Genomic DNA, 14314 nt, shown 5'->3' on the forward strand with positions numbered 1-14314 from the left:
TATTCTGAAAAAAAGCGCCTGTTCATCAAGAACAGGCAGATGATTCTATACGCGGAATAGGTATTTGGGCTAATTATCCAGCGCCTGGCGTATCTGCGCGAGCCATTGACCAGCTGCCGCTACTGCTGCCGCATCAATGTCCTTTTGCGCTTTGCCAGCATTTTCCTGCACCGCCTGCTCCATGGTCTGGATCAGCTTGGAACCGATGACCACCGCGTCCGCCGTGCGGGCAATCGCCCGGGCGCTTTCGGCGTCACGAATCCCAAAACCCACCCCGACCGGAATTTTGACGTGCTGACGTATCCGCTGCAAGTGCATTTCCACATCAGCCACATCAATCTGGGCTGAACCGGTCACCCCTTTGAGGGATACATAATACACATAGCCTTGGGCCAACTCCGCCACCTTGGCGATGCGTTCGTCCGTGGAAGTGGGCGAGAGCAGGAAAATGGTATCAACGCCCTGCTCGGTCAGCAAACGGGTGAAATCCTCGGACTCTTCGGGGGATAATCCACCGTCAGCACCCCGTCCACCCCGGCCTCGCCCGCCATGACGGCAAACTCGGCCTGACCAATGCGCTCAATCGGGTTGGCGTATCCCATCAGCACCACCGGAGTGTCCTGGTCGATCAGACGAAACTGCTGCACGATCTCCAGCACTTTGCGCAGACCCACGCCGCGGCTGATCGCCCGTTCGGCCGCCTGCTGAATCACCGGGCCATCGGCTGTGGGATCAGAAAAGGGCACGCCCAGTTCAATGACGTCCGCCCCTGCCTGACGCAAGGCATGCATCAACGCCACCGTCGCAGGCACCGAGGGATCACCGGCCGTAATATAAGGGACCAGGGCGCAGCGCCCGTTCAACCCGTCAAACGTCTTTTTCAGACGCACATTACTCGACATATCAGTTCCCGATTGCTTACAGTGTCAAGCCGCCGTACTCGGCGACCGTGTGCATGTCTTTATCGCCACGACCGGACAAGCTCACCAGGATAATCTTGTCTTTAGGCAGGGTCGGGGCGATACGAGCCGCATGAGCCAAGGCGTGCGAAGACTCGAGCGCCGGCATGATGCCTTCGATGCGGCAGCAATCGTGAAACGCTTTCAGGGCATCTTCATCGGTGCAGGTGGCATATTGGGCACGGCCGCAGTCCTTCAACCACGCGTGCTCAGGACCGACACCGGGGTAATCCAGGCCCGCCGACACCGAGTGCGTGGGCATGACGTTACCGTCATCATCCTGCAGTACATAGGTGCGGTTACCGTGCAACACTCCCACCATGCCCTTGTTCAGGGAGGCCGAATGTTCCAGCGTGTCCAGACCACGCCCAGCCGCTTCCACCCCGATCAGCTCGACATTCTTGTGCTCGATATAAGGGTAGAAAATGCCCATGGCATTGGAGCCACCGCCTACCGAAGCCAGCACATAATCGGGCTGGCGACCGGCATCCTGAGGCATCTGCTCCACACACTCGTTACCAATCACGCACTGGAAGTCGCGCACCATCATCGGATAAGGATGAGGCCCGGCAACCGTGCCAATAATGTAGAAAGTATTGCTGATGTTGGTAACCCAGTCGCGCATGGCTTCGTTCAGCGCATCTTTCAGGGTGCGCGAACCCGATTCCACGGGGACCACGGTCGCACCGAGCAGTTTCATGCGGTACACGTTGGACGCTTGACGACGCACGTCCTCGCTTCCCATGTAAACCACGCATTCCAGCCCATAGCGGGCAGCGACCGTCGCCGTTGCCACGCCATGCTGGCCTGCTCCGGTTTCCGCGATAATGCGTGGCTTGCCCATACGGCGAGCCAGCAGAATCTGTCCAATACAGTTGTTGATCTTGTGTGCGCCAGTGTGATTGAGATCTTCGCGCTTGAACCAGATCTGAGCTCCACCTAGTTGCTCCGACCATCGACGGGCATGGTACACGGGGCTGGGACGACCAACAAAGTGCTTGAGCTCATAGTGAAACTCATGCAAAAACTCAGGATCGTTCCGATACTGTTCGTAGGCTGCTTTCAACTCGTCCAGGGCGTGGACCAGCGTTTCAGCGACAAACGAACCACCAAACTGACCAAAATGTCCATCCGGGTCGGGCAAGGTATAGGTTTTCAAAGCTCGCTCTCTTGATTGACAAGAACAATCGCGGGCACAACGCCCGCGAGGTGTAGGTTGACTGATTTTAGCAGTTCAGGACGAGTAGCGGCGGGCGCTGACCCCCGATAACTCGTTCAAGGCCGCCAACGCCTTTTGAATTTGCTCGCCATCACGCACTTCAATCGTAAATATCATGCGCGTCAACGAGCGACGACTCAAGGTATTAATACCGGTCACGTTCAAACGCAAGCGGGCAAACACTTCCGACAGATCACGCAACAGGCTGGGGTGTTCCTGCGCCTCAATGGCCAGATCCACCGGATATTGCGTATCTCCCGTGTCGCCCCAATCCACACTGATCGCCCGTTCAGGCTGTCGCTCGGCCAGTTCCTGATAGGACTTGCAGTCAGCACGGTGTATGGACACTCCGCGCCCCCGGGTCACAAAGCCAGCAATCAGGTCCGGAGGAGCAGGACGACAGCAACGGGCCAGTTGCGTCATCAGCGAATCGACTCCCACCACCAATACACCGCTTTTTCCGGTTTTCGAGACACTTTCCCGGGCCGCGTCAAACACACGCTGAACAGGTTCCTCTTCCTGCACATCCTCACGGAACAAGGCGTCCACCTGCCGCAGACTGAACTCATCCTTGGCCACCGCAACATACAAGTCATCTGCCTTGGCAAAGCCCAGCTGTTGCGCCATCTGCTCCAGGTTCACGGCAGTGCGGCCCAACCTTTGCAGCTCTTTTTCGACCATGCTCTGGCCTTGGGAGATGCGCTGCTGCAACTCAATCGCATTAAACCAGGCCCGCACTTTGGAGCGCGAGCGTGGGCTGGCCAAAAAGCCCAGTTGCACATTTAGCCAATCACGCGATGGCCCTCCCGACTTGGCGGCCACAATCTCTACGGTTTGCCCTGTCGACAAACGGGTGGATAAAGGCACCATCTGCCCATCAACCCGCGCCCCCCGACAACGGTGACCCAAGTCGGTATGCAAGTAATAGGCAAAATCGACCGGGGTTGCACCCACAGGCAACTCAATGACACGGGCCTGTGGCGTCAACACATAAATATGTTCGTCCTCCTGCGCCTTCAAGGGGCGAGCCAGCGCCTCCTTTTTGCTGACAGGCGCATTGTCTGCCGCAGAGCCAGCTGACTCCGTGCGACTGTCAGGCAGAGACTCCGAGGCACTCGCGTTGGAGGTAGCCGCTTCCCTGTCCCAGGCCAGCAGTTGGCGCATCCAGGCAATCTTGCGGTCATCCTCGCCATCGGCCGTCTGCTGCCCGCCTTGCGCCCCCGCCTCCTTGTAACGCCAGTGAGCCGCCATCCCGTACTCTGCAAACTGATGCATGTCACGCGTGCGGATCTGAATCTCAAAGCAACGGCCCTGCGCGTCCGCAATCACGGTATGCAAGGAGCGGTAACCATTGGGCTTGGGCCGGGAGATGTAGTCGTCAAACTCCTCGGGCACGGGGGTCCACAGGGAATGCACCACCGCCAGGGTGTGATAGCAACTGCGTTCATCCTCGACAATGACGCGCAAGGCACGCAGATCAAACAGCTGCTCGAAATCCAGATGCTTGTTACGCATCTTGTTCCAGATACTGAAGATATGCTTGGGCCGGCCAGACACCTCGGCCACAATATGCTCGCGCTTTAGGGCTGCCAACAATTGGTCTCGCACCTGAGCAATCAAAGTCTCACGCTCTACGCGCTTGTCTTCCAGACGGCCTGCAATGTCCTTGTAGACCTCGGGGTTCAGGAAACGAAAGGCCAGGTCCTCCATTTCCCATTTGATCTGCCAGATACCCAGACGATTGGCCAGCGGCGTATACAGCTCCAGCGTTTCACGGGCAAACCCGACCGGACAAACTGTTTTGGACTGCCGATACCAGCGCAAGGACTGCAGCCGCGAGGCCAGACGCATCAACACAATACGCAAGTCGGCCGCCATCGCCAGCAACATCTTGCGCTTCATTTCTTTCTGATCGCCGCCGCCCGTCTGTTCCTTGGCCTGGCCGGTAATCGAGCCCAGTCGATACAGAGCACGCGAGCCTCGCACCAATGTCATGACTTCGGTGCCAAAGGCTTTTTGAACCGGGTCCTGCTTGACCTCCGGCCCCGGGGCCGGGGTCACGGCCAGCAAGGCACTGGCACGGGTTTGAGCGTCCACGCCCAGACCCGCCAAAATAAGCGCCACCTGAGCGCAATGACTGTCCAAGGGCTCGCCGGTGCTGCCAGTCAGATCCAGCAATACAGGCCCCGCCCAGTCGGCTGCCGCCTGCAAGAGCATGCGCCCTGCCTCATCCAGTCCGTGGCTGGCTTGCGCGAACCATAGCGGGGTAAAGGCCGACTCGGCCGTAGGGGGAGAAGCGGTGTGATTCATGTGGGTTACGTCGATGTGGCCACTCAGCGCGAAGAGGGCTCTCTATACTGTAGCCGCTAGTCTATCACCGCGAGTAAGAGCTTATGAGTCTGAACACATGCCGTCAGCTTCTGATGATCTGGCATTCCCGTACTGGCGCCGCCCGCCAGTTGGCCGAACAGGCCGAAGAAGGCGCGCTGGAGGTGCTCAGGGAGCTGGACATGACCGATCACCTCCGTATCAAACGTGTGCATTGCGATCGCGTGCAGGCACAGGATTTACGCGATTCCCAGGCCTACCTGTTCTGCGCCCCCGAGAATCTGGCCAGCCTGAGTGGGGCCATGAAAGAGTGTCTGGACCGGAACTACTACGAGGTGCTGGATCAGCTGAATGGGCGCCCCTATTCCGCCTTGATCAGCGCAGGTAGCGATGGGCAAGGTGCGCAACGACAACTGGAACGGATTTGCACAGGCTGGCGGCTGGAGCTGGTCGCCCCCATCCGTATCTTCAATTTCCACGCCCAGACGCCAGAAAGCATTCTGGCCCCCAAATCTTTGAGTAATGAACAAATTGCCCAAGCCCGTGAAGCCGGCGGGCATCTGGCGGCTTTGCTGTGTCTATGAAAAAAGCCCTCTGCCTGGGCAGAGGGCTTTGATTCGACGGATTCGCTTGGCAGCCTTATCGTCTTGTCGTTCAAGCGCCTTATCGCGTGGTAAGACGCTCGCTACAGGAACCACTCTTTGTACCGCCTTGCCTGCGTTACCGGAGGCACTGTATCCACAGAACCCGCGGCAATCAGCACGCGCTCAAGCCGGTGGCAGCTGGAAAACCTGTCGCAAGTAAGCCAGATAGGCCGGATCATCACACATGGTCTTTTCAGGAGCATCGGACACTTTCGCCACAGGCTGACCATTGCAACGCACCATCTTCATGACGATCTGCAAAGGCTCATGCCCCAGATCATTGGTCAGATTGGTCCCGATCCCGAACGACACTTTGCACCGACCGGCAAAACGCAGGGCCAGTTCAATCGCCTTGGGGATAGTCAAACCATCGGAAAACACCAAGGTCTTGGTGCGCGGATCGGTACGGTTGGCTTGATAGTGCGCCAGCAAACGCTCGCCCCAGATGAAGGGGTCGCCCGAGTCGTGACGAGCGCCATCAAACAGTTTGCAGAAATACATATCAAAATCGCGCAGGAAAGCATCCATGCCGTACACGTCCGACAAAGCGATACCCAGGTCACCACGGTACTCTTTCGCCCATACCTCCAGGGCGAACGTCTGCGAGTCCCGCAAGCGCGGACCCAGGGCCTGACAGGCCTGCAAGTACTCGTGACCCATGGTGCCCAGGGGCGTCACCCCGTACTTCATGGCCAGCCAGACATTGCTGGTACCGGCAAAATGCGGCTTCATCTGCTCGATCATGGTGGTGACCACTTCTTCGTGCCACTGCTTGGAAAAGCGGCGGCGCGTGCCATAGTCAGCCACACGAAAATCGCTTAACGCCGGATCATCCACCACCAGACGCATCTTGGATTGCAGGCGCTCGCGCCCTTCTGTCCAAGGCGGTTGCGGACATTCGTTGCGAAAGTAGACCTCGTTCACAATGGCCAGCACGGGGATCTCAAACAGAATTGTGTGCAACCAGGGGCCCTGCACCGAGATCTCGATCTCGCCGGGCACTTCGCCTGCCTGCACCTGAATGCAGCGTTCAGGCAAATGAAACAGACCCAGGAAATCCACAAAATCGCTTTTGATAAAGCGCAGGCTCCGCAAATAGTCCAGCTCGGCGTCTGAAAAACGCAACTGACACAGCGCATGAATTTCCGCCCGGATCTGGTCCAGATACTGGCTCAAATTAATATTGGGAGTACGGCATTTGTAGCGGTACTCCACGTGCGCAGCCGGGAAATGATGCAAAACAACCTGCATCATGGAAAACTTGTACAGGTCCGTATCAAGTAAAGAGGTAATGATCATCACAAACCTACCGATTTTGATTGCGCAACCATAGCACGGGCGCCCGTTCTTGCGTACCGCTATCTAGCGGAACAGCTATTGCGCCATCTCAATAAGCAAGACGCCGAATATTCGTTAAAATCGAAAGATTCGATTTAAATCCCATTTTTATCGTTCAGGCCCTGTGCGTTGTGGCGCACCCAGACACGGACCTTTCCGTGATTAACCGCCTTAGCGATACCGCAGGAGTGTTACTGAAATGACCCACGTCGTCACCGAAAACTGTATCAAGTGCAAATTCACCGACTGTGTGGATGTGTGCCCCGTCGACTGTTTTCGTGAAGGCCCGAACTTTCTGGTGATTGACCCGGACGAGTGCATCGACTGCGCCGTCTGTATTCCCGAATGCCCGGCCAATGCTATTTTTGCCGAAGAAGATGTGCCGCAGGACCAGGTTCCCTTCATTGCGCTGAACGCCGAACTCAGCCCCATTTTTGGCAGCATCAACCGCTCCAAAAAACCACTGGAGGATGCTGACGACTGGAACGGTGTGGAGAACAAACTACAGTATCTGGAGCGTTAAGCCCATCACGCTCCCTCTACCAGCCTGAGCAGGTGGCTGAGTTCATGTCCAGCCACGCTTGCGCCTAATCCCGCCTTTTGATAAAAATCTTGCTGCATTGCAGCAAGGGGAAAATCCCAAGTCCAGAGGAACGGTAAACATCGTATTGTTTCCCACAGGAAATAAGCATATACATTCCTCTGTATCAAACCTGGCAACACCAAGGCGCACTCTATGCTTTACGATCTGCACGAACTCCAGCGGGCTTTTCTGGCTCCGCTGGCCGCCTTTACCGGCACCAGCTCCCAATGGTTCTCCAATCCCTACAGTCCACTGGCCTATACCCCCCTGTCGCGCCAACTGGCGGCGGCCTCTGAACTGGTACACCGTATCGGCAAGGATTACGAAAAGCCCGCCTGGGGCCTGAGCGAAACCCAGATTGACGGCCAAGCCGTCGCCGTGCGCGAAACCGTGCGTCTGGACAAACCTTTTTGCAGACTGATCCATTTCGAGCGCAATCATCCCAAGGCCGATCAGGACCCCATCGTCTTGCTGGTAGCGCCGCTCTCCGGCCACCACGCCACCTTGCTGCGTGAGACTGTACGGGCGCTGCTGCCCGACCATCGCGTGTATGTCACCGACTGGATTGACGCACGCATGGTGCCCCGCTCCGCCGGCCCCTTTCATCTGGACGACTACGTCCTGTATGTGCAGGAGTTCATCCAGACACTGGGGCCGACTGTCCATGTCATGTCCGTCTGTCAGCCCACTGTGCCGGTACTGGCCGCGGTGTCACTGATGGCCAGCCGTCGCTCGGCTGTCATGCCCCGCAGCATGATCATGATGGGCGGTCCCATCGACACCCGTCAGTCCCCCACGGAGGTCAATCGTCTGGCCACCACCAAGTCCTACTCTTGGTTCGAGAACAATCTGATTCATCGCGTGCCGGCTAAATACCCCGGCGCGCATCGTCGTGTGTATCCCGGTTTTCTGCAGCATGCCGGTTTTGTAGCCATGAACCCGGATCGCCATGTCAGTTCCCACTACGACTTCTATCAGCATCTGATCAAGGGCGACGACGATGACGCCCAGGCGCACCGCCGTTTCTACGACGAGTACAATGCGGTGCTGGATATGCCTGCCGAGTTCTATCTGGACACCATACGCATCGTGTTCCAGGAGCACCGCCTGCCTAAAGGTCAATGGCATGTCCATGGCGAACAAGTTCGTCCTCAGGATATTGAAGGCGTGGCTCTGTTCACCATCGAAGGCGAGCTGGACGACATTTCGGGGCAGGGTCAAACCCATTCTGCCCAAGGACTATGCTCGAAAATCGCGCCTGCCCTCAAGCAACAATTTACTGCGCCCAACTGTGGCCATTACGGGATTTTCTCCGGAAGCCGCTGGCGCACGCTGATCTGTCCTAAAATCAGGGACTTCATCCGTCAGCACAACTGATTATCTGGCTTAAGCCGTTTCCAACGGGGCCGGAAGGCCCCGTTTTTGTATTCATGTCCGACACTTTGATACGGCGCATTGACGCCCTGCTTCCCCAGACCCAGTGCACCCGCTGTGGTTACGACGCCTGTCTGCCCTATGCCCAAGCCATTGCGCTTGAGGGTGAGGCCATCAATCGCTGCCCGCCTGGCGGGCAGGAAGGCGTACAGGCCCTGGCCGAGCTGCTGGGTCGTGCCCCCCTGCCTCTGGACCCGGACTGTGGGGAATTCACCGGGCCCAGCCGGGCGGTGATTATCGAAGAACACTGTATTGGTTGCACGCTTTGCATTCAGGCCTGCCCGGTAGATGCCATTATCGGCGCCAACAAACTGATGCATACCGTGCTGGCCGACCGCTGCACCGGTTGTGAGCTGTGCGTCCCTCCCTGCCCGGTAGACTGCATCAGCATGGTGCCTACCGACGAATGGAGCCAGGAGCAGGCTGCCCAGGCCCGCCAGGACACGGAGCAACGTCGCGAACGCCTGCTGGCCCGCCACAAAGAAAGCTCGGACCTGGCCGCCCGTACGCTGGCCAACAAGCCGGTACTGGCCAACCATGCCGACCAGGCCGACAAACGGGAGGCCTCCATCGCCTCTGCGCTAGCCCGCGCCCGTGCCCGGCGCGCCAGCAAAACCGCCGGTGAGACCACACCATGAATGCCGCCAAGCGCTACGAGATTTTCAGCCGTTTTCAGGCAGCCAACCCCAAACCCACCACCGAACTGGAATACGCTGACACGTTTCAACTGTTGATCGCGGTTATTTTGTCCGCGCAAGCCACAGACCGTTCGGTGAATTTGGCAACCGCCCGCTTTTTTCCGGAACATGGCACACCCGAGGGTATTCTCGCGATGGGCGAGGAAGGGCTACGCGAAGCCATCAAGACGATCGGCCTGTACAAAACCAAGGCTGCCAACGTCATCAAAACCTGCAAGATTTTGCTGGAACAACATCAAGGCCAGGTGCCCTGCGACCGCGCCGCTCTGGAAGCCCTTCCTGGCGTGGGCCGCAAAACCGCGAATGTTGTTCTGAACACTGCTTTTGGCTTGCCCACCATTGCTGTGGATACCCATATTTTCCGCGTCGCGAACCGCACAGGGATTGCACCGGGAAAAAATGTGGTGGAAGTGGAAAAAAAGCTGGAACGACTGATTCCCAAACCTTTTTTGCTGGATGCTCATCACTGGCTGATTCTGCACGGCCGTTATATCTGTGTTGCTCGCAAGCCCAAGTGTCCCCAGTGCGGGATAGCGGATCTGTGCGACTTCAAGCCCAAAACCGTTAACACTTAAGTAACAGATCAGTGGTTTGCCAACATTTGTTTACCAATCTGTGAAATAAAGCAAACCATCCTATGACAAACCCGCATGGTTTTGCGGGGCCAGGGCTCTCATACTGAAACGCATAAAGGACTCTGCCTAGCGTTTGCGAGAAATAACATCACCGCAGTCAAAGGCAAAGGACGCGTAACGGGTTCCTGCGCTGATCAGCCAACGTACAGGCCCATTTTGACGACTCACGACAAGGAGCGTTCTCATGATGCAGGCTGCCCTGGATATTGAGAATCTGTACGCTTGGCACCGAGAGTTTCCGCTCTTGCGCGGATTGAATCTACAGGTTGCCTCCGGCGAGATATGCACCGTCTTGAGCCGCAACCGGGCTGGCCGCAGCGCCATGTTACGTGCCATCGTGGGCTTGACGGACAGCCGTCGAGGCTCCATCCGCATTCAAGGCACCGAATCCATTCATCTGAGCCAACATCAGCTGGTGGATCTGGGGGTGGGCTACAGCCCTTATGAGCAAAGCATTTTTACGGGGCTAAGTTGTGAGGAAAACCTCCTGCTGCCTCCGGCTATCGGCACGACCTTGGGCGGCGGGATGTCGTTGATGCAAATTTATGAGCTGCTGCCCAGCCTGGAGCAGCGTCGGCATCATATGGCCACTCAACTATCGACGGGCGAACAAAAAATATTGGCGATTGCCCGACTGCTACGCACAGGGGTCAACCTGCTGCTACTGGACAAAGTCTCGGAAGGTCTGGCGCCGGTGCAGGCCCAGACCTTGATCAAACTCATCTGTACCCTGCGCGACGAAGGCTACACCGTCGTACTGGCCGAGCAATGCCCCCAATTCTCTGCTGCCTTCAGCGACCGCTTCTATGTATTGGAGCATGGGCAGATCGTAGAACGATTTACACGTAGCGAGCTGAGCCACAAATACGAAACCTTGCATGCCCTCCTGGGAGACTTAGACCTTTAGCCAGCGTCTTGCGCCTACATGGGGCCACCACCGCCGCTTGCCGGCCCTGCTCGCAAGTTGGCCGCCCTGCCCCAGCCATGCCCTCAGGCAAAAGCTGAAAAAAAGCACATAAGCCACGGGGTTTTTTATTTCCAGCGGTTTACCAAGTGATGCAAAAAAAACACACGAGGCTTGAATTGGCCTCAGACGATTTCCGCTTCCTTGATCTACAACAAGGTCAGGCAGTCAACTACTTCTGAAGCTTGCTTTGGATCAAGTCCGGGCCCTCTGGCCTCATGCACTCTGTAGGCTTTACACACACCTACGGAGCTCCTATGAAATCCCGCTACTTGTTTCCCGGTCTGCACCTGTCCTTGCTGGCTGCTGGGCTGGCCGCTGTTCTGTATGCCCCTCAAGGCCAAACACATGAAGCGGGTGATTTCTTGCTCAAGGGCGGCGTGACCTGGGTGTCCCCCAAATCCAACAATGGCACGGTTGCAGATGGCACCGTCAAGCTGGACGTGGGCAACAACGCCCGCCCCAGCTTCTCGCTGACCTACATGGCTACCCGCAATATTGGTGTTGAGCTGCTGGGCGCATTCCCCTTCCAGCACAATATCGACAGCAATCTGGGACGTATTGGCAAAACCAAGCACTTGCCCCCTACCCTGAGCCTGCAATATCACTTTCTGCCTGACAGCGACTTCCAACCCTATGTCGGCGTGGGCGTGAACTACACCATGTTCTTTGACACCGAATCGCGCGGTGCGCTGGCCGGTTCCGACCTGAAACTGAAAAACAGCTGGGGGTTTGCAGCCCAGGTCGGCGTGGATTACAAGCTGGACAAGAACTGGTTCCTGAATGCCGATGTGCGTTACATCAGCATCCGTCCCGACGTGCAACTGAACGGCCAGTCCATTGGCAAAGCCAAGCTGGACCCCGTGGTTGCCACCATCGGGGTCGGCTACCGCTTCTAAGCGTTCGCCTCTTCCTGCTCGCGTTTGCCCTGCCCCAAACCCAGATAGCTTTCTATCACTCGGGGATTATGAGCCAGGTCAGACGCGGGCCCTTGCAGCACCACATCGCCCGTCTCCAGAACATAACCGTAGTCAGCCACTTGCAAAGCGGCACGCGCATTTTGCTCGACCAGCAAGATGGCCACACCGGTACTACGCAGTCGGGCGATGATCATGAAGATTTCCCGCACCACACGCGGCGCCAAGCCCAGGCTGGGCTCATCGAGCATCAGGACTTTGGGTTGTGCCATCAAGGCACGTCCCACCGCCAGCATTTGTCGCTCACCGCCTGACAAGGTCCCGGCCAGCTGCGTACGACGCTCTTTCAGGCGTGGGAACAAGGTATAGACCTTATCCATGGTGTCACGCCATCCCGCTTGACGAGCCCGATACAGACGAAAGCCGCCCAGCAGAAGATTGTCCTCGACCGTCATGCTGCCAAACAATTCGCGGCGCTCGGGCACCAGGGAAATACCGGCCGCCACGCGACGCTCCACTTCCCAATGACTGATCTCCTGGCCCTCGTACTGTACCGAACCGGTGCTGCGTCCCACGCTGGGCAAAGAGCCCATCATGGAATTGAGCAAGGTGGACTTGCCCGCGCCATTGGCGCCGATCACCGTCACAATGCTACCTGCCCGCACGTCCAGGCTGGCCCCCGTCACCGCGGTGACCTTGCCGTATTGAGCGGCCAGATTGTCTACTTTAAGGATAATGTCTTTCGATTGTGCCGAACTCATAGCGCTGCTCCTGCCGAGGCGGGCTCATTGACCTGGTCCAGATCCAGGTCGTCATCAATACCACCCAGGTAGGCTTCCAGCACGGCTGGATTTTCCTGAATTTCCTTGGGCAACCCTTCGGCCAGCTTGGTGCCAAAATCCATGACAACCAGCTTGTCCGTCAAATTCATGACAAAGTCCATGTCATGCTCAACCAGCAAGATACTCATGCCTTCACTGCGTAACTGACTCAGCACTTTGGCCAGCTCCTGCTTTTCTTTGTAGCGCAGGCCGGCGGCAGGCTCGTCCAGCAGCAAAAGCAGCGGATCAGAGGCCAGGGCACGCGCAATTTCCAAAATACGCTGTTGACCCAGGGCCAGATTACCCGCCTCTTCGTACAGGTAGTCGCCCAAGCCCACCCGCTGCAGTTGCACCGCCGCTTCATGCAAAAGTTCCGCTTCACTACGACGCTCGGTATGCAGGACAGCGGACACCACGCCCACATTCCGACGCAAGTGAGCGCCCAATGCCACGTTCTCCAGAACCGTCATGGTAGGCAGCAATTGCACATGCTGGAACGTACGGCCCACACCGAGGCGGGAAATCTCGCGTGCAGGCTTGCCATCAATGCGTTGCCCCAGGAAGCTGACCTGTCCACTGGTGGCCGACAGCACGCCGGTAATCAGGTTAAAGGTCGTACTCTTGCCCGCACCGTTAGGACCGATCAGGCCCATGATCTGACCAGCATTCAAGGTGAAGCTGATGTCGTTCACGGCGACCAGACCACCGAACTCCTTGCGGATCTTGTTCACTTCTAGAACCAGCGAACCGGCCTGAGGACGCTCACGCTGAGGCAAAGCTTCGGCTTGTGGAGGAGCTGCCTGATTGCGCTTCTGTGCACCGAAGACCTGTTCCCAGACCTTGTGCAGGATGGGCCACAAACCGTCACGGGCGTACTGCAGAATAAGAACCATCAGGATACCGAAGACGATCAGCTCGAAGTTGATGTCGGTATTGAGCAGTTTAGGCAGCCAGTTCTGCAATTGATCTTTCAGGCTCAGCACCAGGGCCGAACCCAGAACAGCTCCCCAGACACTGCCTGCGCCCCCCAAGACGGCCATGAACAGGTACTCAATGCCGTAGTTCAGGCCAAAGGGGCTGGGCGATACCGCGCGCTGGTAGTGGGCATAGAGCCAACCGGATACGCAAGCCAGCAAGGCGGCATAAACGAACACAATGACCTTGTAGTTGGCCATGTTCACGCCAAAGGACTCGGCCATGCCGCTGCCATGCTTCAAAGCCCGAATGGCACGTCCAGGACGGGAATTGAGCAAGTTGCGTGTGCCCCACATGGCCAGCAAGGCAAAAGCCCAGATCAGGTAGTAAATATCCCGCCCCGAGGACAGTGAAATACCGAAGAACTCCAAAGGAGCAATACCGGAAATACCGTCGTACTGACCCAGAAACTCCAGGTTGCCAAACAGGTAGTACAAGGCCAGACCCCACGCCAAGGTACACAGGGGCAGGAAGTGGCCGGACAAGCGCAGGGTGATCGCGCCCAGAATGTAGGCCACCATCATGGTAATGGCCATGCCAATCAACAGGTTGAACCAGGGCGACCAGCCCAGGCGAGCGGTCAGATAAGCCGTGGTGTACGCGCCCAGACCCACAAACGCAGCCTGACCAAACGAAGTCAGGCCACCCACGCCCGTCAACAGTACCAGACCCAGCACGACCAAGCTGGTCAAGCCAATGTAGTTAAGCTGGGTAATCCAGAATTCGGGCGTTGCGCCCAACTGCGGCAAAATCAACAGAACCGCGATAAACAATAGCGTCAGCAAGTGTCTCATGTGAT

At 57.4% G+C, this 14314-nt stretch carries 12 protein-coding genes and 1 pseudogene; 7 read left to right on the forward strand and 6 right to left on the reverse strand.

Features of this window, described 5'->3' with window-relative positions; all coding sequences use genetic code 11:
* Positions 1-69: 69 nt before the first annotated feature.
* The 3 genes and pseudogenes from trpA to FE795_RS12130 all read right to left on the reverse strand — a co-directional run bounded on the left by trpA (position 70) and on the right by FE795_RS12130 (position 4488).
* Positions 70-902: pseudogene (trpA, locus tag FE795_RS12120) on the reverse strand (tryptophan synthase subunit alpha).
* Positions 903-918: 16 nt separating this feature from the next.
* Positions 919-2118: a tryptophan synthase subunit beta gene (gene trpB, locus FE795_RS12125; RefSeq protein WP_003800983.1), complete on the reverse strand. Its 1200-nt coding sequence runs from the start codon at positions 2116-2118 to the stop codon at positions 919-921.
* Positions 2119-2193: 75 nt separating this feature from the next.
* On the reverse strand, positions 2194-4488 hold the full coding sequence (locus FE795_RS12130) for a RelA/SpoT family protein (RefSeq protein WP_003800985.1): 2295 nt from the start codon (positions 4486-4488) through the stop codon (positions 2194-2196).
* Positions 4489-4571: 83 nt separating this feature from the next.
* Here FE795_RS12130 and FE795_RS12135 point away from each other — a divergent pair, with 83 nt between their 5' ends.
* Positions 4572-5090 carry a flavodoxin family protein gene (locus FE795_RS12135; RefSeq protein WP_219234969.1) on the forward strand — a complete coding sequence of 173 codons (519 nt, stop codon included), beginning with the start codon at positions 4572-4574 and terminating at the stop codon, positions 5088-5090.
* Between the two features lie 183 nt (positions 5091-5273).
* Here FE795_RS12135 and pncB read toward each other — a convergent pair whose 3' ends face one another.
* Positions 5274-6449: a nicotinate phosphoribosyltransferase gene (pncB, locus tag FE795_RS12140; protein WP_003800989.1), complete on the reverse strand. Its 1176-nt coding sequence runs from the start codon at positions 6447-6449 to the stop codon at positions 5274-5276.
* A gap of 238 nt (positions 6450-6687) precedes the next feature.
* Here pncB and fdxA point away from each other — a divergent pair, with 238 nt between their 5' ends.
* The 6 genes from fdxA to FE795_RS12170 all read left to right on the forward strand — a co-directional run bounded on the left by fdxA (position 6688) and on the right by FE795_RS12170 (position 11701).
* On the forward strand, positions 6688-7011 hold the full coding sequence (gene fdxA / locus FE795_RS12145) for a ferredoxin FdxA (protein ID WP_003800991.1): 324 nt from the start codon (positions 6688-6690) through the stop codon (positions 7009-7011).
* A gap of 213 nt (positions 7012-7224) precedes the next feature.
* Positions 7225-8448: a polyhydroxyalkanoate depolymerase gene (locus FE795_RS12150; protein WP_003800993.1), complete on the forward strand. Its 1224-nt coding sequence runs from the start codon at positions 7225-7227 to the stop codon at positions 8446-8448.
* 53 nt (positions 8449-8501) lie between these two features.
* Positions 8502-9143: an RnfABCDGE type electron transport complex subunit B gene (locus FE795_RS12155; RefSeq protein ID WP_003800996.1), complete on the forward strand. Its 642-nt coding sequence runs from the start codon at positions 8502-8504 to the stop codon at positions 9141-9143.
* Positions 9140-9778 carry an endonuclease III gene (gene nth / locus FE795_RS12160; protein ID WP_003800998.1) on the forward strand — a complete coding sequence of 213 codons (639 nt, stop codon included), beginning with the start codon at positions 9140-9142 and terminating at the stop codon, positions 9776-9778. The genes FE795_RS12155 and nth overlap by 4 nt, the downstream gene beginning before the upstream one ends.
* A gap of 244 nt (positions 9779-10022) precedes the next feature.
* Positions 10023-10745 carry an ABC transporter ATP-binding protein gene (locus FE795_RS12165; RefSeq protein ID WP_219234971.1) on the forward strand — a complete coding sequence of 241 codons (723 nt, stop codon included), beginning with the start codon at positions 10023-10025 and terminating at the stop codon, positions 10743-10745.
* A gap of 314 nt (positions 10746-11059) precedes the next feature.
* The gene (locus FE795_RS12170; protein WP_003801001.1) at positions 11060-11701 is read left to right on the forward strand and encodes an OmpW/AlkL family protein; all 642 of its coding nucleotides are present in this window, start codon (positions 11060-11062) and stop codon (positions 11699-11701) included.
* Here the strand turns inward: FE795_RS12170 and FE795_RS12175 are convergent.
* Positions 11698-12480: an ABC transporter ATP-binding protein gene (locus FE795_RS12175; RefSeq protein ID WP_003801003.1), complete on the reverse strand. Its 783-nt coding sequence runs from the start codon at positions 12478-12480 to the stop codon at positions 11698-11700. The two genes, FE795_RS12170 and FE795_RS12175, sit on opposite strands and share 4 nt — an antisense overlap.
* The gene (locus FE795_RS12180; protein WP_003801006.1) at positions 12477-14309 is read right to left on the reverse strand and encodes a branched-chain amino acid ABC transporter ATP-binding protein/permease; all 1833 of its coding nucleotides are present in this window, start codon (positions 14307-14309) and stop codon (positions 12477-12479) included. The genes FE795_RS12175 and FE795_RS12180 overlap by 4 nt, the downstream gene beginning before the upstream one ends.
* Positions 14310-14314 lie beyond the last annotated feature (5 nt).

This window comes from Alcaligenes ammonioxydans, assembly GCF_019343455.1.
Classification (GTDB): Bacteria; Pseudomonadota; Gammaproteobacteria; order Burkholderiales; family Burkholderiaceae_B; genus Alcaligenes; species Alcaligenes ammonioxydans.

Bases quoted from the DNA above. Each gene is read 5' to 3' on its own strand.
- FE795_RS12130 (WP_003800985.1), bottom strand. From the start codon at position 4,488: ATGAATCACACCGCTTCTCCCCCTACGGCCGAGTCGGCCTTTACCCCG.
- FE795_RS12135 (WP_219234969.1), top strand. From the start codon at position 4,572: ATGAGTCTGAACACATGCCGTCAGCTTCTGATGATCTGGCATTCCCGT.
- pncB (WP_003800989.1), bottom strand. From the start codon at position 6,449: ATGATCATTACCTCTTTACTTGATACGGACCTGTACAAGTTTTCCATG.
- fdxA (WP_003800991.1), top strand. From the start codon at position 6,688: ATGACCCACGTCGTCACCGAAAACTGTATCAAGTGCAAATTCACCGAC.
- FE795_RS12150 (WP_003800993.1), top strand. From the start codon at position 7,225: ATGCTTTACGATCTGCACGAACTCCAGCGGGCTTTTCTGGCTCCGCTG.
- FE795_RS12155 (WP_003800996.1), top strand. From the start codon at position 8,502: ATGTCCGACACTTTGATACGGCGCATTGACGCCCTGCTTCCCCAGACC.
- nth (WP_003800998.1), top strand. From the start codon at position 9,140: ATGAATGCCGCCAAGCGCTACGAGATTTTCAGCCGTTTTCAGGCAGCC.
- FE795_RS12165 (WP_219234971.1), top strand. From the start codon at position 10,023: ATGATGCAGGCTGCCCTGGATATTGAGAATCTGTACGCTTGGCACCGA.
- FE795_RS12170 (WP_003801001.1), top strand. From the start codon at position 11,060: ATGAAATCCCGCTACTTGTTTCCCGGTCTGCACCTGTCCTTGCTGGCT.
- FE795_RS12175 (WP_003801003.1), bottom strand. From the start codon at position 12,480: ATGAGTTCGGCACAATCGAAAGACATTATCCTTAAAGTAGACAATCTG.
- FE795_RS12180 (WP_003801006.1), bottom strand. From the start codon at position 14,309: ATGAGACACTTGCTGACGCTATTGTTTATCGCGGTTCTGTTGATTTTG.